Genomic DNA, 20,024 nt, shown 5'->3' with positions numbered 1-20,024 from the left:
GCAGCATTAGTCGAACCCGCCCCCCGCCGCCAGTTCCCGCCGCTTCCGGCCACGAGGGGCTACCCACTTCGTTCAGGCTTCGTCGTCCGGCAGGAGCGTGCGAAGCAACTCGTCATCAGGACCGAGCGGGCGCCAGCCAACGGGCGGGGGATTGGCGAAGAGAGCGTCACTCGCGCGGTCAACACGCTCTTGGTGTGTTTCCGGGGTGTAGGCGAACCACTGTCCGAGCGCTATCGCAACATCCGTTCGTGCCTCTCCCTCCAGTGCGACAGGCCAGCCACCAGGGAGATGTTCGTACAACTCCCTCACGAGTTGCCCGCGCACCAATCGAGTGAGCCTCTTGTTGCGCTCAGCCTCGGCGACCAGTCCCTTGAAAACCTGAACGCCCGCAACGTCATCCGGGCCAAGCTCCTCTGCAAGCTCGATGAGGGATGCGGTGGGGCGGTCCTCGGCAAAGGCAGTGACCGAGTCGTAGCCTCGCTCGCGGACCCGTTCGTACAGGCGAGCCTTGATGTTGCCCTGCCAAGCTGCTCCGTCGCTCATCGCCTTCTCCTCTGCATGACGTCCAGATTGACTCGTGGCGGCGCTACAACGTGGTGCCCCGCCTCACCCACTGGCGGGGCCACCATCTCCGACTCAGGCTTCGTCGTCGGGTAGGAGAATGCGGAGCAGCTCATCGTCGGGGCCCATCGGACGCCAACCGGGCGGCGGCGGATTTGTGCGAAGCGCAGCTCTGGCGTGCTTCACGCGCGCCTCATGCGTCTCCGGGGTGTAGCTACTCCAGCGAGCGAGGGCTTGGGCAACATCGAATCGGTTTGTGTCATCCCGTACAGAGGGCCACCCAGTAGGAAGGCTCGCATGCAGTTCGCGCACGAACTGCCCACGCACCAAACGAGTGACCTGATGGCTTCGCTCCGCTTCAGCTACGAGCCCGCTGAACACCTGCACTCCGGCAACATCGTCAGGCCCCAGTTCCTCGGCCAGTGCCGCGAGCGAAGCAGTCGGGCGTGCCTCGGCAAATGCGGTCAGCGAATCGTAGCCGCGCGCTCGGACGCGCTCATACAGGCGGGCCTTCCAGTTCCCCTGCCACGAACGCCCGTCGGTCATCGGCTCGTCCCCTTCATGAACTTCATCGGGATGTCGTACTCCTTCAAGTATCCCGCGATGAGCCTCAAGATCTCGTTCCGCGTCAACCTCTGGCCGTTTTCTGCTTCAGCCTCCCGCAGCACCTTCATGATCATCCGGTTCCACTCCCCGGGCCATGTGCGTCCCAGCCTCCAGTTCCCCCCTCCGTGAATCGCCTCGTGATGGGCCTGCTCCAGGCGGACACAGAACTGGTCGATGTCCATGTCGCCCTTGAAGCCGCGCTGCTCGAACCACTCGCGGTGCTCCTTCGGCATGACATGGTGCCTTGGCACCTCGGACATGCCCGCCCCAGCTCTACCTGTCACCCGCATACCGCGCACCTCGGGACTGTCCCCCAGCGCTTCTCGCACGCCCTCGGGCAAGTCCTGGTGCGCCTGCGCCATCATCACCTGTCCACTGTGGATGCGGACCGCCGCGCTCACGACGGGAAGCGAGATGACGCCCGCTTGCACCAGCCTTCGCATCATCTCCACCCACTCGGCGGAGACGACCAGTCGCGAGCCCGCCATGACGCCACCCGAGTTCATCATGAGCCCCACGCCGAGCATCGCGGGCGAGGAGGGTGGCGGCCTGGGGAGTGACATCTTCAGCGTGGAAATCAGGGCCAGCATCTCCATCACCTGCACCGCGACCATGACCTTGCCGCCCTGCTCCATGGCCAGGCGCGCGTCTCGCTGAATCACGTCGAACTCATGGGTCAGCTTCCCCATCAGCTCGGGCATCGCGAGTGCCGCCGCCTCCACTCGCTCGGGGTCGCGAGAGGCGAGGTCCGCGAGCGTGGGCTCCATCAAGCCCTGAACGCGGTGGAGGTCCACGAACAGCTTCTCGTCGCCGCACATCGGGCACTCGCGCAGCAGGACGTCGGAGAGCTGGAGGAAGTCCACCCAGGTGGCGAACAGCAGGGCACCGAACATCGCGGACTGGAGCCGTGGACCCGCCATGCGAAGGAGGGCCAACTCCAGCTCCGAGTCCCCCACCTCCGACACGCCCCCCGCCAGCATCGTCGAGCTTCCGAGGGCGCCGCGAATCCACGCCACTTCATGGGTGCCGTGGTCGAGATAGCGCGTGAACGCTCCCCCACTGAGAGCCCTGCCACTGAACACGGGAGCGCTCTTCGCGAGTTTGGAGAACATGGCTTCGGACTCCTTCAGCGAGTCCTTCACCTCGTCGAGGGAGTCAAGGAAGGCTTGCCGCGCCGAGGCGGCTTGCGGGCCTCTGCCTCCGACAGTTCCAGATGCGGTGCCAGGTGCTGCCTTCGTTCCCTCACCTCGTGGCCCGACATGACGGAAGAGGCGCTGCCCAGCCCCAGAGCCCGCGAGGGAGTACGGAGGGGAGCCGGAGGCATGAGGACCTTCGTCACTCAGCACGTCCACCCGCTCGGGAGAGGTCGTCCCGCGAGGCGTGTAGTTCAGCGTTCCACCACGCCCGGAAGCATGCGGCACCGACGCGCATCCCGTGGCCAGCACCACGACCAGGAGCAGGGCTTCAGCGCGCATTGTCCACCCCCAAGCCCATCGAGGCGAAGGCCCCCGGTCGCAACGTCCCGTCCGCCGTGGGGAACAACAGCGTGCCGCCTGTCCCCATCACGTAGAACTTCCCACCCAGGAACCTCCAGCGGACTTCCGCGGCCCCCAGGTAGCGCGCCCCGATCTTCCAAGCTCCAACCGCGAGCCCCTTCAACGCGACTTCCAAGGCGCGCTCGAAGAGCTGCACCGCCACGCGACCGTCCACGTCGACGCGCCCCCACGAGAAGGCTTCCGCGCCCACCGAGAGGCTCAGGTGCTTGTAGGGCCCTCCGTAACTGACTGCATCCCACTCCACGAGGGCTTCTCCGAATGCGGAGTAGCCGTCCGGGAAGTGCGCCTCCGCGAGCGGCACGCCGTCAGGGCCCGCCGCCTGGAAGCGCGCCAGTTCGTAGTCCGCGCCGAAGTAGCCTTGTCGGAAGCCGCCATGCTGGCGCCTCGCCTCCAGCCGAAGGCGCAGGTTGAACCTCTCGGAGAGGGAGTCCACCCCGCCTCCCATGACAGCGCCCCAAGCACCGCCCTCTCCCGGCTGCCCGCCCCACCCCGCGTTCACGTAGGCCTCCATGCCGGGCCGCACCACCATCACCGCCATGGCATCCAGGTGGGCCAGCGTCATCGAGGGCGCTGCTCCTCCCGCTCTCCCCCAGTCATGAGCGGAGGACAGGGCCAGCGTGTACCGGCCCCGCTGCTCGGGTTGCCCGAAGAGGATGTGCTCCAGGTCCAGGGAGAACTCCGCGCCCACCAGCCGCGCGCCGAGCACATCCGAGGCGAACGCTTCTGTGTAGAGCGGACCCAACGTGCCCGTGAAGATGCCCCCAGCCGGGTGGTAGTCGGGATTCGTGCGATTGGAGTAGCGGCGGACGAGATGGCCGGAGAGGAGGCGGTATTCCTCCAGTGCGCCGAACCAGACGCCTACCGGTGCGTCGTCGGAACCCAACTTGAGGCCGCGAACGAGCTGCCCCCAGTCCGAGAGCGTGTCCCAGTCCTCGCGGCGCACGAGGGTCCCGCCGTCGTTCCCGCCCCACAGGCGAAAGCGCACGGGCGCTCCCACGTTGACGCCGAACTCCGGACCACCGTCGAGGATGAACGTGGGCGCAACCTGCACGAAGCCCTCGTCATCCCCCGCGCCAGCGCGAGGCAGCAACGCGAACGACGTGGTTTCCACGCGCGTCAGGTAGTGCCACTTGCGCGCGGGTGGTGCGGCCGAAGCGGTGGAGGCTTCTTCCTCCGGGGCTGAAGGCTCCGAGGCCCCTCCTGTCGCCGGCAACAGCAGCAGCGCGGCGGCCAGACAGCTTCGACTCCTGTGCATACACGCCTCCTGTGCGTGCCCCGGGATGAGGCACGAAGAACACACGCCTCCCGGTCGGCTGGAGCGACTCGCGCCGCGCCGATGGTGGCTCCGTGGTGGTGAAGGGAACGGGGTGCCGCCGCTACGCGGTCAGCGGCTTCGTCAACGTGCGACGGCGCGGAGCTGCACCGGGCTCCGTTGCCACCGGGTTGACGATGCCGATTGCGAAGCTCGCGTCGTCCATGCGCGCATGCACGCAGGCCAAGGCCACCGCGACCTCCGCGCTCCCGTAGAGGATGAGCGCCTCGGAGAAGCCGCGGTCACGCGCCTGGGCAACGGACAGCAGGGTGTTGAGCGGCAACCCTGCGACGCTCTCCATCGTCACACGCAGGCCCATCTCCGACTCGAAGAGGCCATGGACGCGCGCGATGTTCGGGCGACATGGGACAGCGCTCCCGGCAGGCCGAGAGTCAGATGGATTGGACATGGGCAGGACGCTCCGAGTGCCGCGCAACAGGGGTCGCGCAAAGGCAGACTCAAGGTACTACCAGTCCTTCCACATCTGAACGACGTGACAGGTCCAAAATGCTCGAATCACTATCGTCAAGGAGAACGCACACTGGAATAGTCCAGCCGTCTGGAAGCTGGGCCTCCGTGTAGCGCCCTACTGCAACTCAAAACCTGCAAGACCCGCAGGGAGCAGACCGGCCGGGCCACTCGCCACGGCGTGAGCACGAAGCGCTTCCACCAACTCGGCGTGAGCGAAGTGGCTCGCCCCCCTGAGGATGACGAGCCCTTTCAACTGGAGGCGGCGGGAATCGAAGCCGCACAGGCGGATTTGGTCCCTACTCGGACCGAAGCCTGCCCGCCCGGTTTCCCCTCTGAAACAGGGCTGGCTTCCCGTCCAGGAGAGTTCAGGAGCGTCCAGGTGATTTGGTCCAAATTTGGTCCCATCGGGACCATGGCCATCCCAGAACCAGTCGCATTACCAGTCTGGCTCTGACTGGCGTCCGCACATTACCCCCAGAGGCTCGTACGGACACCTCCACCTGAGAGGCTCAGTTGGAGTGTGGCAGCAGCAACACGCCCCAACGGGGCAATGGAGGCAACCCACGTCCGGTGTGCATCCGGCCATGGCCTGGGCACCGCGCTACCACGAGGGGTTGGATTCCTCTGTATTCGCCAGTCCCGCGTACCGCACTTCCCGTTTCGCCCGCGTCGAGCACCACATGGACCACCGCTCATGACTCTCAATCGGGGCTGGTGAGCAGCCGAGCGTGAGCTGACCGGGACGAAACGGCAGGTGCGCTTCCCGTTCGGCTCTGTGTGCGCAGAAGTCTAGAAACCGGGAAGGCCCTGCCCAGGGGTAAGGTAGGGTTCGTGTGTGTCGCGGCCGCAGCGCCGCTCACTGAAGGAGTGGCTGCCCGCTCCCCCCTGCGGCGGTGCCTAGCGGTGGTGGCCGTGGCGCGTGGTGAGTTGTGCAGCAGTCGTGCAGCGCCCCGGCTCGGGCCTTGTCGTGCGTACCCCAAAGCTGTACCTGGCTGGAGCGCTCCACCCGGACACAGGGAAGCTGATGTGGGTGGAGGGCAAGACGAAGGCGAGCGGCCGCGTCGCGCTGCACTTCCTGCCGCCCTACTGCCCCCGGACGCCAACCGCATTGAGCGCGTCTGGTTGGACCTGAACGCCAACGTCACCCGCAACCATCGCAGCCGCACCCTGAGCGGGCAGATGGGGCGGGTCCATGCCAACCTCACCGCTCACAACGCTCGGGGCACTGCCAGTCCATGCCTGCGCCAGACCGAGTTCAACCGTGCCGTCTGAGTCCGTGCGAGAATCATGATCGGCCGTTTAGTCATCTGAAATATGGGTCGGCCTGTTACTGAAAGCACCGACCAATCGCGAAATAATTAGCTTCATGCCACTCCAGTCGAGAGTCTTGATGAGGGAAGGATCGGCGCTTGCGGCGGCGACCTTCTGAGAAAACCTAGCCTGCAACACAGCCTTGCTAGACAGCTCGCCCTGATATGAACTTGTAGCATCATCAAAGCTGCGCCAGACAACAGGCACGAACAAGCCGCTCTCTTGACGCAATACGTCTTCACCAAAATAAAGCTCCACACTCCCAGCCAGCCCATTAACATCCATCGTGGCCGCGCCTGATGGCCCTAGAGTAGGATAGTTCTTGGCAAAATCGAGTGGCGGGTAGTGGGCAATCACCATGGAGGCAGGGAGCTTGATACGGGACAAGCCGCGAACCGCAGCTCTTGCGGCCGTGTCATTGTCAAAGAGGGCAATCACTCGATTTGCAATGCCGGCACCAGCAAACGCCTTTACGGTGGCCACAAGGGGACCCGCTCCGCCAGCAACAGCCGCGCCCTCAAAGTCCATAAATGCAAAGGATTCGCTCAGATGTGGATACAAAACCCCAAGTGCCCCCTCAAGCGCCCTACGGTCTGTCACCCCTTCTGTAAGTATAATGACGCGCGTGTTGGCTAGGAGATCTTCTGCTGCATTCGTGCTGGCCGTGGAGGCCACCAAGTCTGAATATCGGTAGTGGCCAGCCGAAACCACTTCATTCAGGTCTTGCGACAGCACGGTGTTGTCACCGCAGGCCTCAATCACAGCGCGGAGAAAGAAGCGAGGATCGACAGAGGGAAAACGGAATAAATACTCACTCTCACCACCTAGCAGATAAGCACCTATCGGCGAAACGCTGATGTGGTCTTTTGCAGGCGTGTGCAGGGGATCGGTATTGTAGCCGTATGCTCTGCGGCGCTTGAGTTCAGCGAACTCAGTAAGCCACTTTTCAAATGAGAGCTGCTGTAGAAACTCTATATCTTGTAGCCAGTGCACCGAATCGGGGAACTCAGTGAGCCAATTTCTAATTCTCTCCAGCCGAGCCTTAATGCCGCGCTGATATACGTCTCGGGTCGCATCGAGCGTGAAGCCCATGACGTCGAGACGATCTTTCACCGCCCATCCTGGGGCCGCATAGCCGATGTCAATTTGTTCATCCTCTTCATCAACCTCGAAATCAGTGGGAACTGACTTGCCAGTCTCATGGCGAGTCCCATCATCGTCAATTCGGACAACTCGGATGTACTTATCCGCTTCACGGAACACCGTCATGACCGTCTCATCGACTATGCTCCTTGTCGAAATAATCACATAGTCGTCAATCATTAAGTCTGTGTAGCTGCCCATTATTTATTCTCGCTGTCTTAAGTGGGTGTAGCTGCGGGCGTCGAACCGGAGGGCATGTGTAGCGTTTCTCAGCCCTGAATTAGACGAACTCCACTGCGTTTGATGTCTATGCGCTCCATCTGGCCGGAGGCTGTGCCAGCTGCTTCCCAAACGAAGAGGCAGCCAGCACTGCGATGACCGACACGGCGCGCCGGACGGATTCTACGGCCGCAAGGCAGCGCTCGGGGTGAATAGGCCCCAATGCCGTCATCGAGTGGCTGAAGGAACCTCGTCCTATTCATTCGGCACGACTGGGCAGGTGGGCATATCGGGACGAAACATAGCCCTTGCCCGGTAGGTTATGCACGCGCAACTCGTTCTTGAACGCCTCTTCTGCCTGTTTCACAATGGCAGGTTCCCTGCCGAAAGCGCTGCGGTCATGGCCGACTGGCGGGCCACCCCAGCGGAGCGCTCACGGTTCTCCTCGGAGCCGGAGAGTCAAGGGTCGGCGACGCCGAAACCCGAACGACTATACGCCTTGACCATCCTGCATCGCGCGCGTACAGGGCAACAGACCTCATGCGGCCAGTCCTGATCACTCAGGAACTGCTAGCTGCTTGACCGACCTGGCCACGCTCCGCTTGCCGAGCGTCGCCTCGGAGCCATAGGGCCACCTTGGTAGGCGGTGGAAGGTACGAGTTCGCCATGGACCGTCCTTGCTAGCGACTGGTTTCCACGCAGCGAAGTTGTCGGCGAGCGTCGAAAGTACGTAGGCTGCCGTAGCATGAGCGACAACCACAACGAGTACATCCCTTACGAACCGTCGGCAGACATCGCGGCAGCGCTCGTGTTTGGCGCCGCGTGGCCCGGTGCTCAGGTTCTTGAGATCGGCTGCGGCATTGGAGATGACGCTTTGTTTCTTGCAGAATCGGGCTGCCGGGTGACGGCCTTTGACCGATCAGAACTTTGTGTTGCCTACGCACGATCCCGGCGCAAGTGGCTTCGAAATCAGATCGAGCACAAGTGCACCTTCTCAGTTGGCGACCATCGCGACCTGATGAAGTTGGCAAAGTTGAATAAATCATTCGATCTTGTTTCGGACCGTTTGGTCTTCTCGAATATTGGCAACCAGCGCATCAGGACTAGCTATCTAAAGCATATTGCCCACCTAGTTCGTAGAGGTGGAATTTTCTTCCTGCGCGTGGGGACAGAGCCTATCGCAACTGCTTTTGCCAAGCTCAATTTTACACCAACCGACAAGGCAACATTGGAAGAACTATTTCAGCCAGTGGATTTTTGGGTAGGACGACGTGGAGCATCCACGCCGCGCCGCACGTCGTTGCCTGGCAGATGGATGCCGATGCTTCCAACTCGTGGTGGATATTCTGCTGCCGCTGCGGTCTTCTTGCTCGAAGCGAAAACCCATCAAGGAGCATCGAAGCCAGTGCGAAGGGCGTAAACTGACATCGTGGAAGTAACTCACTCAGGGAGCCACCTTGGCCCCGAGCCTCCGTCGCACCTACATTCGCCGGGGGGGAAGGTTGCGCGCCGAATAGTGCCTTCATGTCCTCCCCCATTTCATTCGACCCACCCGCACTACGGCGCAACCCAGCCGCTTTGGAAAGACAACACCCACAAGTTGCTATCAGCAGGGGGAGACACTCAGGGAGGTGCCCGCCATTGACAAGCGCCACCGGCACCATCTCCAGCGTCAACAACTCTGGGCGCATCATAGGATTGTCCGAGTGCCGCTTTGGGTGATGTCTAGCACTCCTCACCACAACCCTCACCATAACATGAGCGCATGGAAATCTTGCTTGCCTGCACATGTCGCCTAGACTCTCCATGCCTCGTCTCTAGCAGGAAACGCAATGGCCTTCTTCGAATCTACATCCGGCGCACAAAAGAACCTCGTCGAGCTTTTTGACTTTGTTTGGCCAACGGCCGCCGCGATGTGGAACCTGCGTTGGCAAGTCAGTGGCTACCTTCAAGCGCTCCCTTCCGCCCCCCAAGAAAGCCTTATGGGGCGATTCGTTGAGGGCAGCGGAATCCAGGGAGTTAACCTAAGAAAAACCTGCCTTGATCAAACATGGGAGTCGCAGCAAGAAGAATTCGCCCGCTTCGCACTCATCAACACGATAGCTACCTTTGAGGCATGGCTGCGTCAGACCCTCAGAACCCTAGGGGCAGATACAAAAGAGAACGAAAAGGAACTCCAGTTCCCTACCGAGACCACCAAGGCAAAAACAAGAGGGGTACAAAATGCAATTGACCGAATCACTACATCAGAATCAAATCTGATCAAGGGGGTGTTTTATCCATTGCTTCGGCAGAATCGAAAATATGCAACTGGCCATTTGGAGAGCCTCCTGATCTGCTATCGCTATTTCAAAGAACTCAGAAACTCACTCATTCATCATGGAGGGGAGGCAGACAAAAAAGCAGAAGAGGCCTACGCAGCCTTCGCGGCTATAGCAACGCCTAGCCAACTACATGTTGCAGAGGTTCCAAAGCACCATGCAGTTTACAGCGGCACTCCCATAAAGCTTGACCTCCGGGGAGTGGCCGGGTTCAGCGATATCATCATAAAGATCATCACAACGCTCGATGCCGAGCTGGCGCGTGCGGAATCAGCAGAGCTGGAACTCAAGAAACGCATTTTGAAGGTCTCAAAAACTAAGCACCAGCTATCATCCGACAAAAACAAGCGGCACCAGCAGTTACTCGGACTGACGCGGAAGCTTGGTCTTCCCAAGCCAACCAGTACGATAGAGTTCGAGACATTTCTCCGAAGTCACAATCTCGCCAGTTGAGAATGTGCTATTCATAAGTTCGAAGAAAGGACATTCGGAGCTAAAGATAGCGCACAGGTGCGGGCGCGGCCCAATAGACATCGCCCGTGCGCCGGGTCGGCGCGTGCTCCGCTGACCCGGCAGCCGCGCGGACGCAAGGCCGAAGTCCATCAGCTTCACTTCCCCCGCGAGCGTCATGCGAATGTGTACCGGGTCAGTCGCGCGGTGGACGATCTTGCGGCCCCGGAAGGCGCGCGTGCCGTGCACCACCTTGGAACCCTGTCCTGTCCGGTGTGGGTAGCCAGGGCCTTGCCGAGCACCGGCTCAGCTCCGTGAACGACATCCTTGCCGAGCGTAACCTCGGCCATAGGGTCCGCCGGTGCGCAGTGGCGGCTAGAGTTCACGCCGGGCACCTCGGGCCGTGGTGCCCCGCTATGCGGTGGTCGCCAATCCCCGTGCCGAGCGCCACCCTGGAGCCGTGGTGCTTGCCTGTGCCAAGCATCATCTCGGAGCCGTGGCGCCCGGGGCGCGGCAGCCGCCAGCGCCGCGCTGCCCCCCTGGCGTAGCGACGCCAGCCTGCGCCGAGCGACACCTCGACGGCGTGGTTGCCCCCCCCGGCAGTGGTGGCTGCCAGCGACCGTGCCGAACACCCTCGGCGCCATGGTGCCTGCCCGGCGGGAGTCGCGGCCAGTGTCCGTGCTAGGCGCACCTTCGGGCCGTGGCACCTCGAAGGTGCTAGCGGTAACGGCGGCCATCGCGATAGGGACATACTTGGTAGCTTATCCCCCGAGCCAATAGGAAGGCGAAGCCCCCACTGGAACCTACTCTGAGTCCCTGGGAGTCGTGTGATACAGCGATGATGACCTCGTACCTGCGGGCTGGTAAGGTCAAGGGGAGACACTAAGAACTCGTTCCCTCTGTCGCTGGCCTGGAAGCACCGACAATGTACATATCTCATGTTCGCATCGAAAATGTCCGCGGTTTCGGCTCCAGGAATGCCGTTGATATTAAATTTGGTCGGAAGGCTGGATGGACCGTAATCGCCGGACGCAATGGCGCAGGGAAATCCACGTTCCTACGTGCCATCGCTCTTGCCGCTGCTGGCCCGAGTGCGGCTAGAGCCCTTACCGAAAGTTTTCGGGGATGGGTGCGGGACGGAAGCACGCACGGCAGTGCTACTGTGGAGATGGTTGCTTCTAGTGAAGATAGGTTTCAAGGGATGGGCAAGCTGCCAACGAGCGGCTTCAAAGCATCATTGACATGGAACCTCAGCGGGGGGGCGCAAGAGCCATCGCTTGAGGCAAGCCCAAAGCCAGAAAAAGTTCTGAGAGGGCCGTGGCGCGGGCCTTGGTCTGACAACCCATCCGGATGGTTCGTAGCAGGATATGGCCCGTTCCGCCGCCTAACTGGCCACGCCGCCGATGCTCAGCGTCTCATGGTTGCACCTAATCATGTCGCCCGGATGGTGAGTCTTTTTCGAGAAGACGCCTCTCTGATTGAATGCGTACAGTGGCTAAAGCATGTCTATACGAGAAGACTAGAGAAAAAGCCGGGATCCGCCGAGCTTGAGGAAGCCGTATTGGGCCTTCTGAATGATGGATTGCTCCCAGACAAAGTCAAAGTAATACGCATTGACTCTGAGGGGCTATGGGTCGCCCAAGGCAACTCTGAGCTTCCTTTGCGCGAACTGAGCGATGGATACAGGGTTATTGTTGCTCTGGTTCTCGATATTGTTCGGCTTCTCCAGCAGTGCTACGGGGAACTGCCAGTCAAGAACAACAATGGCCACCTCGAAGTCGACCTGCCTGGGGTTGTGCTCGCCGATGAGATTGATGCGCATCTGCATGTCTCATGGCAGCAGCGGGTGGGCTTTTGGATGAAGCGTCATTTCCCTCGGATCCAGTTCATTGTTTCAACACACAGCCCATACATCTGCCAAGCTGCCGACGAGGGCGGACTTATCAGGCTGCCAGCGCCGGGCGAGCTAGGGTCGGCCTCAATGGTCGACAAAGAAACTTTCAAGAGAGTTGTGCATGGGACTGCCGATGAAGCTGTTCTGACAGCGCTTTTTGGACTTGAGAAGACTTGGTCTGATGAGACTGATCGACTGCGGCGCGAACTCAGCCACTTGCGTGCCAAGCAGTTGCAGGGGCGGGCTTCCAGAAAGGACCTATCTCGGGCTCAGCAACTTGAGATGGACCTGCCTCTAACACCCACAGCATCAGTTGAGCGGGCTCTCGACGACGTCAAAGCGCTACTTGGCGTTCAAGCCGCGAAATGAAGGCCCAGCCCACATGAAGCGGACAACTAGAGGGCAACTCTCTACGCGCGCCCAAGCTTTTCTTCATGCCCGCGCAACCAAAGTGGCCAACTCCAAAGATAAAGTTGGAGAGGTGGATCGACTCTGGCAGTTGCAGAGCAATAGCGCATTTAAAGAGGTTCGTGAGATGCTTAGGCAGATGGCATCTGGCATTCAGCGCTGCATGTATTGTGAAGATAGTCTAGGCACGGATATTGAGCATTTCTGGCCTAAGAGCCAGCACCCAGAGCGAGCTTTTGACTGGCTCAATTTTCTGCTCGCGTGCTCTTATTGTAATAGCAATGCCAAGCGCAGCCAGTTTCCATTGGATGCCAACGGCGCACCATTGTTGATTGATCCAACAGCGGAGGATCCTGCTGCTTATTTGCAGTTTGTGCCAGAAACCGGCTCCTTTGTGAGCAGTACACCTAAGGGAGAGAAGAGCATCGAGGTTTTTGGTCTTGATCGGCAGACACTGGAGCAGGGGCGAAGGAATGCGTGGGTGACGATCCTTGCATTGCTTGAGATGTATGCTCAGTTAAAGGCCGCTGGCGATCTTGTGCGAACAAAAATTCTAGCGACCGTGCTGCGGCAACACTCGTTCTCAGCTGTTCTTCAATACGCAATCAGGATTGCACAACAGCCAATGGCACATACGGCTATTCCTGCTTCTGTGCTCGAATTGGTGCGCAATAACAAAGAGATTCAGGAGTGGGCTACCTGACCTGGGTTCCCGGTCGTCCGAACTTGATCGACACTGCTTTTTCCGCCTGTCCGACGTAGGCGCGCGTGGATCTAATGCTGGCTGCCACGTCCGCTTGACTGAGCCCCAGCCGCAGCCGCGCTGCTTTCGCGGTGCGGCCGATGGAAGCGCGCAGAGCTTCGTCTGTCATGGCAGCACGAAACGGTATTGCAGGCGGGATGGGGCCCTCAAGCGGGAGTCGGCTCCGTCGTAATATCGTCCTGGCAGAACGCGCTCCGCGCTCCATCCTCGTCCCGGGCCATCGCTTCGCCAGCCCGCCGCAGGGCCGCTTGGATGGCATCGGCCGCATTCTTGGCACTGTAACCCCCACGCTCCCGGAGCACGTTGGACAAGCCCTCTTGCAGTTCTAGGGCGGATGGGTAGCGCTCTGCCGGGTCGCGGCCCAGCAACTTGCGGAACACGGCCCGCGTGGATTCGGACAGTCCCTTCGTTGCTGCGTCCACGTCCGCCGGGGTGAAGGTGGCCGCCCGCAGAACGGTGTCCTCTGGATTTACTCCTCCCCATTCCTCCTGTACCCGCGCAATGGCGCCACCCAACCGCTCCCGCTCCCCTTCCGGGACCAATTCCCACAAGTCTTCCGTGAGCATGGTGGGCGCACTGAGGAGGTGCCTGCCCGTGGCGAGTTCCACCAGCACCATGCCCAACGTGAACAGGTCCGAGCGCGCATGCTCGGGCTGCCCGAGCAACGCCTCGGGCGAGGCCCAATAGACTTCTCCCCGTGCACCGGGTCGGCGGGTAGTGCGCTGGCCTGGAAGCCGCGCGGACGCAATGCCGAAATCCATCAGCTTCACTTCCCCCGCCAGCGTCACGCGAATCCGTACCGGGTCAATCGCCCGGTGGACGATGTTCAGCGGCTTGCCCTCCTCACTCTGGCAGGCGTGCGCGTGCGCGAGGGCCCCGGCAACCTGGGTGCCCACGTACAGCATGAAGGATTCGGGAAAGTGGCGCCCATGCGTCAACGCCACTTCCACCAACGTATTGAGCGAGCACCCGGAAACGCACTCCGTAATCACGTACAGCGCGCCCCGGGCTTTGTGCATGCCGAAGACGCGGGCAATGTTCGGGTGGCGCAAATAGCTGGCGAGCTTCACCTCTTCCTCCAGCCGCTTGCGCGCCAGCTTCAACTCGGACGTGACGGCGGGCAGGGGCAACGCCTTGAGGATGACTCTTCCGCTTGCGTCGCCATGGGTGCGCCGCAGCGCCACCAGCACCCGCTCGCCGTGGTGGCCGGGGCCCAAGTCTTCCACCAATTCGTAGGTGGACTTGCCACGGGAGAAAAGGACTGTCCCCAGGGGAAACCACGGGGCGCCAGCGTAAGGCATGAGGGTGTCTCCTTCCTGAATGCGCGGCCACGGAAGCCGCGCGAACGCAGGGAGGAAGCTACTGGCGAGTAGTCCCGGAAGGGAACGACTCTCCAGGTTTGAGGCCCGGGTTATCGCAACATTATTGCTAGAGCAACCGGGGCCAGTTTTCTGCAAAGACCCTTTACACCCTGCCTTATGGCCACCGCCCGTGAATGATGCGTGCGGTTTCGTAGGCGTACACTCGCGCGGCGCCGGGCTTGGAGCCCTCCCGCTTCTTCGCGCCGCCGTTGTTGCCGAGCACGGCGCAAATGGGGAAGGCCCGTTCGGTGCCCTCGGCGTAATACTTGGTTATCCCGGGAGGAATCACGGCGCGGGTGTAGCGGATGACCACCTCGTCTCCTGCCGTCCAGACTTGGCCGTACAGCCGCGTGCCATCGGGCAACCCGTACCGGCCCTCCGTCACGACGCTTTCAATCGGCCCGTCGCGCAATGTGACGTCGCAAAACTTCCCCTTCGGGCATGGCTGACTCACGTCAATTTGGACGCTGAAAAAAGCATCGTGCTCCAGGCGCCTTTCCTGTGCGGCACTCACGGCTTCTTTGGGGCACGTCTCCCGCGTGGGCGTCACCTGGGGGCCAGGGCAGCCCATCAACGCGGCGGCACTGGCACCCGCCATGGCGCATTTCTTGAGGAATTCGGGGCTGAAGACGGGCGCGGCCTTCTTCGGCTTCTTCGCGGCAGACGCACTCGGGGGCGGATTCGTGGGGGCACTCACAGAGGGGCTTTCCTTCTCAGCAGGGGACACCTGGGATGGGGACGGTACTGCACCCGCAGACGGCGCGGGCGGGGTTGGTGGACTGTCCGGGGCTGGCGCCTGCGGCGTGCTTGGCGCCTCCGGCGCGGCCTGGGACGGCGCCACATCCTGCGAAGGGACGGCGCGTAGCCACGCGAGCGCCGCGACTGCCGCGAGCACGCCAGCGGCCATGGCCCATGCCAGCACGCGCCGCCGCTTCCGGGAAAGCTGTTGCTCGGGGGCCGGGGTGCCCTCTTCCGGCGAGGGCTGGACGGTGGCCAGCCATTCCGCGCCGCCTTGCTTCGCCAACTCTTCCAGGGAGCTAGGCATGGCATCCAACGCGGGCCGCCGCGTCTCCACGTCGCGCACCAACCACCGCTCTACCCATGCACTCAATGCCTCGGGCACGCGCGGGTTGACCTTGCGGGCTGGGGGCGGGGCCATGGTGGGGCTGTTGACGTTGAGGCGCGGGACCTTTCGTGCGTTCGCCTTGAGGGTGGGTTCCGCGTCCGTCAGCGCGTCATAGAGACACACCGCCAGCGAGTAGAAGTCATCTTCCGGGGGGAAGTCGTACCGGGCGCTCGGGTCGTTCTGGTGGGCCTTGAGGAAGCGGGCCGCCTCGGGCGAGCGGTAGCGGTCGGTACCCGGGGGCAAGGGCCAATCCGTCAACTCATGTGCCCCGGAGTAGTCCCCCGCCCCCAGGTCAATGAGGACGGGTTCGCCGTCCGCCTTGCGTACCATGACGTTGGACAGCGACACGTCCCGGTGCCGCACGCCCCTGCGGTGCATGTACGCGAGCGCACCCGCCAGTTTGGCGAAGACGTGCAGGACCTGGGCGAAGGTGGGGCGCGTTTGCTGGAGCCATTGGGCCAGCGTCCACCCCTCGACGTACTCCAGCACCAGATAGCCGTAACCCTCGTCAGTGCGTGTCCAGCCCAGCACCTTGGCAATGTTCGGGTGGTCCAGTTGGACAAGGCACACCAACTCCCGCAGCAGCCGTTGGTCCGTCTTGCCCGGGTCATCGCTGGACTGGCGGTGCTTGGACAGCTTGAGGGCGTAGGGCCTGCCCTGCCTTTCGCACTCGTACACCTCGCCATAGGCACCGCCGCCCTTCCAACCGCGAATCCGGTAGGGGGCCCCGAGGCGGGCGCCGGGCTTGAGGAAGTTGGGGGGATCCACGGTCATCATGGGCCACTCTTCTCCTGCGCTGTGTCCTGCATCACCACGCCCGCGACTGAGAGGCGCCGGGCGCCGTCCGCGTCCTCTACCACCAACCGGAAGACTTCCCCCACGCTCCCGGGCGGCCCGTCAAACTCCACCGCCACGCGGCCCGAGGTTTCGGGGGCCAGCACTTCCGGCGCCATGCTCACCGTGCGCGCGTCCGTGCGGCGCCCGGTGGCCGCACTTTCCAGCCATGCCCGCCCTGGCCGCCAAGGCTGCCCGGAGCCGTTCCCCACCTGCACGCGGAGCACCGCCCACCCATCCGCCAGGAAGCGGCGGACGGACGTTGCCTCAATGCCCGCCGAGCCCACGTTGGACAGTCGCTTGAGTTCGTCAACGCGCACTCCCGCTGCATCAACTTGTCGGGAGAGGACCCATGCGGCGGGGCCCGTGGCCTTGCTGCGCTCGCGCTCGGTGGAGAGTTGCGCCTCGCACGCGGCGCTGCGGGCCTCCAACTCCGTCAGCCGTGCTTGCATCAACTCCGGCGCGTTGGCGCTGCGGTAGACCATCACCTGCGAATCCGCCACGTCCGAATCCGTGACGAGCTGAAAGGCAGGCTCCGCGAGGGAGGGCTCAGTCAGGAACGGCACGCGCAACGTCACGCCTTCGCCCAAATCGCCCTCGGCAAGCAGGGTGACAGAGCGCTCCCCGGTGCTCAAAATTTTGACGCGGGCCGGAGCATCCAGCCGCACCTTCTGCGGGTTGATCGCCGCGTCGAAGTTGAGCGTTGCGGGAATGCCCGTTGCGAGCCGCACCACCTCGGGCTTTCCAGTGAGGGGCACGCGGCGGAAACGAAGGGAAGGGCCGGGGGCCGTCTGCGCTTCGGCTGCCCATGCGGCCATGGACAGCAGCACCAGCAAGAGCCCGGGAACGTGGGGCAAGGGACGTGACCTCATGGGTAGACCCTAACAGACGCCTGCCCGTGCCGAGCGCGCTCCCGGCTCGGCACGGGGCAACGCGCGGGTACGAGGGCCAGGTCGGAAGCCCCGGCGCGTGCGCGCCAGTGGGCACACTCTCGGGGTGCTCCGAGGATGCGCTCGGCGCGGACACTGGCCAGCGCAACGCACCGGGCAGGCGTCACGGCCCGAGGTGGTGCTCGGCGCGGGCAAGCTTTACTGCCCGAGGTGGTGCTCGGCACGGGCGCTGGCGCCACCACGCACCGGACGGACACCACGGCCCGAGGTGGTGCTCGGCACAGGTGAAACTCCGGCCGCGCGGAAGGACGGTGGCGGATGGCGGCCAGGGCCCGAGGTGGTGCTCGGCACGGGCGCTGGCGGCCACCACGTACCGGGCAGGCACCACGGCCCGAGGTGACGCTCGGCGCGGGCGAAACTCCAGGCCGCGCGGAAGTGCGGTGGCGGATGGCTGCCAGGGCCCGAGGTGGTGCTACGCCCCGACGTGGTGTTCGGCGCAGCGCTGGCGGCCACCACGCACCGGACAGGCACCACGGCCCCGAGGTGGTGCTCGGCGCGGGCAAGCTCACGGCCCTGAGGTGGCGCTCGGCGCGGGCGAAACTCCGGGCCGCGCGGAAGTGCGGTGGCGAATGGCCACCACGCACCGGGCAGGCGCCACGGTCCCGAGGTGGCGCTCGGCACGGGCGAAAATCCGGCCGCGCGAAAGGGTGGTGGCGGATGGCTGCCAGGGCTCCGAGGTGGTGCTCGGCGGGCAAGCTCTACGGCCCGAGGTGGCGCTCGGCGCGGGCGAAACTCCGGCCGCGCGGAAGGGCGGTGGGCGGATGGCGGCCACGGCCCGAGGTGGCGCTCGGCGCGGGCGGAACTCCGGGCCGCGCGGAAGTGCGGTGGGCGGATCGCCACCACGTACCGGGCAGGCGCCACGGCCCCGAGGTGGCGCTCGGCGCGGGCGAAACTCCGGCCGCGCGGAAGGGCGGTGGCGGATGGCTGCCACGCACCGGGCAGGCGCCACGGCCCGAGGTGGCGCTCGGCACGGGCGAAGCTCCAGGCCGCGAGGAAGGACGGTGGCGGATGGCGGCCAGGGCCCGAGGTGGTGCTCGGCACGGGCGCTGGCGGCCACCACGCACCGGGCCGGGACCACGGCGCCGGGGTGGTGCTCGGCACGGGCGAAACTCCGGGCCGCGCGGAAGGGCAGTGGCGGATGGCGGCCAGGGCCCGAGGTGGTGCCACGGCCCGAGGTGGTGCTCGGCGCGGGCAAGCGCTACCTACGGCCCGAGGTGGTGCTCGGCGCGGGCGCTAGCGGCTGCCACGCACCGGGCAGGCACCACGGCCCCGAGGTGGCGCTCGGCGCGGGCGCTGGCGGCTGCCACGCACCGGGCAGGCACCGCGGCCCCGAGGCGGCGCTCGGCACGGACGCTGGCGACTGCCGCGCACCGGGGCAGGCACCACGGCCCCGAGGTGGCGCTCGGCGCGGGCAAGCTCTACGGCCCGAGGTGGCGCTCGGCACGGGCGCTGGCGGCCACCACGCACCGGGGCAGGCACCACGGCCCCGAGGTGGCGCTCAGCGCGGGCGAAACTCCGGCCGCGCGAAAGTGCGGTGGGCGGATAGCTGCCAGGGCCCGAGGTGGTGCTACGCCCCGAGGTGGTGCTCGGCGCAGCGTAACTGTTCGCCGTGCCCCGTCTGGTGTTGTCAGGGCATCAAGCCTTGTTCATCGCATGGCGCAAGCTTCGGATATTCCAGCGCCGCAGGCCTGCTCAAAGAGCGTGGCGGCCCGCCGCTCGTCCTTGGGCACTCCGAGGCCATTGGCGTAGAGCAGGCCGAGGGTGTAGCACCCCCCGGCATTCCCACCCGTGCAGGCCTGCTCAAAGAGCGTAGCGGCCCGCCGCTCGTCCTTAGGCACTCCGAGGCCCTTGGCATAGGAAAAGCCGAGGTTGGTGCACCCCCCGGCCTCTCCACCCGTGCAGGCCTGGTCATACAGCGTGGCGGCCCGCCGCTCGTCCTTGGGCACTCCGAGGCCCTTGGCGTAGAAAAAGCCGAGGCTGAAGCACCCCCCGGCCTCTCCACCCGTGCAGGCCTGGTCATACAGCGTGGCGGCCCGGCGCTCGTTCTTGGGCACTCCGAGGCCCTCGGCGTAGAAAGAGCCGAGGATGTAGCACCCCCTGGCCTCTCCACCCGTGCAGGCCTGCTCAAAGAGCGTGGCGGCCCGCCGCTCGTCCTTGGGCACTCCGAGGCCCTGGGCGTAGCGCTTGCCGAGGCTGAAGCACCCCAGGGCCTCTCCACCCGTGCAGGCCTGCTCAAAGAGCGTGGCGGCCCGGCGCTCGTCCTTGGGCACTCCGAGGCCCTCGGCGTAGCGCAAGCCGAGGCCCAAACACCCCAGGGCCTCTCCACCCGTGCAGGCCTGCTCAAAGAGCGTGGCGGCCCGGCGCTCGTCTTGGGGCACTCCGAGGCCCTCGGCGTAGGAAAAGCCGAGTTTGGTGCACCCCCTGGCCTCTCCACCCGTGCAGGCCTGCTCAAAGAGCGTGGCGGCCCGGCGCTCGTCCTTGGGCACTCCGAGGCCCTTGGCGTAGGAAAAGCCGAGGTTGGTGCACCCCCCGGCATTCCCACCCGTGCAGGCCTGCTCAAAGAGCGTGGCGGCCCGCCGCTCGTCCTGGGGCACTCCGAGGCCCTTGGCGTAGGAAAAGCCGAGGTTGAAGCACCCCCCGGCATGTCCACCCGTGCAGGCTTGCTCAAAGAGCGTGGCGGCCCGCCGCTCGTCCTGGGGCACTCCGAGGCCCTTGGCGTAGGAAAAGCCGAGGTTGAA

At 64.0% G+C, this 20,024-nt stretch carries 14 protein-coding genes and 1 pseudogene; 5 read left to right on the top strand and 10 right to left on the bottom strand.

The window, feature by feature from the left end; genetic code table 11:
- Nucleotides 1–72 precede the first annotated feature (72 nt).
- The 6 genes from K8640_RS36565 to K8640_RS36540 form a co-directional block, all read right to left on the bottom strand.
- A complete protein-coding gene (locus K8640_RS36565) occupies nt 73–543 on the bottom strand; it encodes an NUDIX hydrolase (RefSeq protein WP_223751331.1) in 471 nt (156 codons plus the stop codon).
- A 93-nt stretch (nt 544–636) separates the two neighbouring features.
- Nucleotides 637–1,107 carry an NUDIX hydrolase gene (locus K8640_RS36560; protein ID WP_223751330.1) on the bottom strand — a complete coding sequence of 157 codons (471 nt, stop codon included), beginning with the start codon at nt 1,105–1,107 and terminating at the stop codon, nt 637–639.
- Complete coding sequence (locus tag K8640_RS36555) at nt 1,104–2,279, bottom strand: DUF2380 domain-containing protein (protein ID WP_223751329.1); 1,176 nt, start codon at nt 2,277–2,279, stop codon at nt 1,104–1,106. The genes K8640_RS36560 and K8640_RS36555 overlap by 4 nt, the downstream gene beginning before the upstream one ends.
- A gap of 352 nt (nt 2,280–2,631) precedes the next feature.
- Nucleotides 2,632–3,978 carry a hypothetical protein gene (locus tag K8640_RS36550; protein ID WP_223751328.1) on the bottom strand — a complete coding sequence of 449 codons (1,347 nt, stop codon included), beginning with the start codon at nt 3,976–3,978 and terminating at the stop codon, nt 2,632–2,634.
- 121 nt (nt 3,979–4,099) lie between these two features.
- Nucleotides 4,100–4,354: a hypothetical protein gene (locus K8640_RS36545; RefSeq protein WP_223751327.1), complete on the bottom strand. Its 255-nt coding sequence runs from the start codon at nt 4,352–4,354 to the stop codon at nt 4,100–4,102.
- Nucleotides 4,355–5,805: 1,451 nt separating this feature from the next.
- A complete protein-coding gene (locus tag K8640_RS36540) occupies nt 5,806–7,161 on the bottom strand; it encodes a HEPN/Toprim-associated domain-containing protein (protein ID WP_223751326.1) in 1,356 nt (451 codons plus the stop codon).
- A gap of 763 nt (nt 7,162–7,924) precedes the next feature.
- On the opposite strand from K8640_RS36540, the gene K8640_RS36535 reads away from it, so the two are divergent.
- From K8640_RS36535 to K8640_RS36515, 5 genes and pseudogenes are all read left to right on the top strand, one after another.
- A complete protein-coding gene (locus K8640_RS36535; protein WP_223751325.1) occupies nt 7,925–8,599 on the top strand; it encodes a bifunctional 2-polyprenyl-6-hydroxyphenol methylase/3-demethylubiquinol 3-O-methyltransferase UbiG in 675 nt (224 codons plus the stop codon).
- A 412-nt stretch (nt 8,600–9,011) separates the two neighbouring features.
- Complete coding sequence (locus K8640_RS36530; protein ID WP_223751324.1) at nt 9,012–9,953, top strand: hypothetical protein; 942 nt, start codon at nt 9,012–9,014, stop codon at nt 9,951–9,953.
- A 922-nt stretch (nt 9,954–10,875) separates the two neighbouring features.
- Nucleotides 10,876–11,076 (top strand): annotated as a pseudogene (locus K8640_RS43345) (AAA family ATPase); the annotation flags it as partial.
- Nucleotides 11,077–11,151: 75 nt separating this feature from the next.
- Entirely contained in the window at nt 11,152–12,213 is a 1,062-nt protein-coding gene (locus tag K8640_RS36520) for an AAA family ATPase (RefSeq protein WP_223751405.1), read from the top strand.
- A 13-nt stretch (nt 12,214–12,226) separates the two neighbouring features.
- Nucleotides 12,227–12,955 (top strand): hypothetical protein, encoded by a 729-nt coding sequence (locus K8640_RS36515; protein WP_223751323.1) that lies wholly within the window; start codon nt 12,227–12,229, stop codon nt 12,953–12,955.
- Nucleotides 12,956–13,161: 206 nt separating this feature from the next.
- Here the strand turns inward: K8640_RS36515 and K8640_RS36510 are convergent, their stop codons facing one another.
- The 4 genes from K8640_RS36510 to K8640_RS36495 all read right to left on the bottom strand — a co-directional run.
- Nucleotides 13,162–14,316, bottom strand: coding sequence for a serine/threonine-protein kinase (locus K8640_RS36510; protein WP_223751322.1), 1,155 nt, complete (start codon nt 14,314–14,316; stop codon nt 13,162–13,164).
- Between the two features lie 175 nt (nt 14,317–14,491).
- Complete coding sequence (locus tag K8640_RS36505; RefSeq protein ID WP_223751321.1) at nt 14,492–16,279, bottom strand: serine/threonine-protein kinase; 1,788 nt, start codon at nt 16,277–16,279, stop codon at nt 14,492–14,494.
- Nucleotides 16,276–17,166, bottom strand: coding sequence for a DUF2381 family protein (locus K8640_RS36500; RefSeq protein WP_223751404.1), 891 nt, complete (start codon nt 17,164–17,166; stop codon nt 16,276–16,278). The genes K8640_RS36505 and K8640_RS36500 overlap by 4 nt, the downstream gene beginning before the upstream one ends.
- 1,766 nt (nt 17,167–18,932) lie before the next feature.
- A partial coding sequence (locus K8640_RS36495; protein WP_223751320.1) for a tetratricopeptide repeat protein occupies nt 18,933–20,024 on the bottom strand: 1,092 nt, incomplete at its 5' end.

Origin of the sequence: Myxococcus sp. XM-1-1-1 (genome assembly GCF_020037095.1) — a bacterium.
Lineage (GTDB): Bacteria > Myxococcota > Myxococcia > Myxococcales > Myxococcaceae > Myxococcus > Myxococcus fulvus.
Note: the sequence above shows the minus strand (reverse complement) of the source record. Positions and strands in the feature narration are given on the sequence as shown.

Coding starts and splice junctions, on each gene's coding strand:
- K8640_RS36560 (WP_223751330.1), bottom strand. CDS start 1,107: ATGACCGACGGGCGTTCGTGGCAGGGGAACTGGAAGGCCCGCCTGTAT.
- K8640_RS36505 (WP_223751321.1), bottom strand. CDS start 16,279: ATGATGACCGTGGATCCCCCCAACTTCCTCAAGCCCGGCGCCCGCCTC.
- K8640_RS36520 (WP_223751405.1), top strand. CDS start 11,152: ATGGGCAAGCTGCCAACGAGCGGCTTCAAAGCATCATTGACATGGAAC.
- K8640_RS36535 (WP_223751325.1), top strand. CDS start 7,925: ATGAGCGACAACCACAACGAGTACATCCCTTACGAACCGTCGGCAGAC.
- K8640_RS36545 (WP_223751327.1), bottom strand. CDS start 4,354: ATGGGCCTGCGTGTGACGATGGAGAGCGTCGCAGGGTTGCCGCTCAAC.
- K8640_RS36530 (WP_223751324.1), top strand. CDS start 9,012: ATGGCCTTCTTCGAATCTACATCCGGCGCACAAAAGAACCTCGTCGAG.
- K8640_RS36550 (WP_223751328.1), bottom strand. CDS start 3,978: ATGCACAGGAGTCGAAGCTGTCTGGCCGCCGCGCTGCTGCTGTTGCCG.
- K8640_RS36555 (WP_223751329.1), bottom strand. CDS start 2,279: ATGTTCTCCAAACTCGCGAAGAGCGCTCCCGTGTTCAGTGGCAGGGCT.
- K8640_RS36515 (WP_223751323.1), top strand. CDS start 12,227: ATGAAGCGGACAACTAGAGGGCAACTCTCTACGCGCGCCCAAGCTTTT.
- K8640_RS36510 (WP_223751322.1), bottom strand. CDS start 14,316: ATGCCTTACGCTGGCGCCCCGTGGTTTCCCCTGGGGACAGTCCTTTTC.
- K8640_RS36565 (WP_223751331.1), bottom strand. CDS start 543: ATGAGCGACGGAGCAGCTTGGCAGGGCAACATCAAGGCTCGCCTGTAC.
- K8640_RS36540 (WP_223751326.1), bottom strand. CDS start 7,161: ATGGGCAGCTACACAGACTTAATGATTGACGACTATGTGATTATTTCG.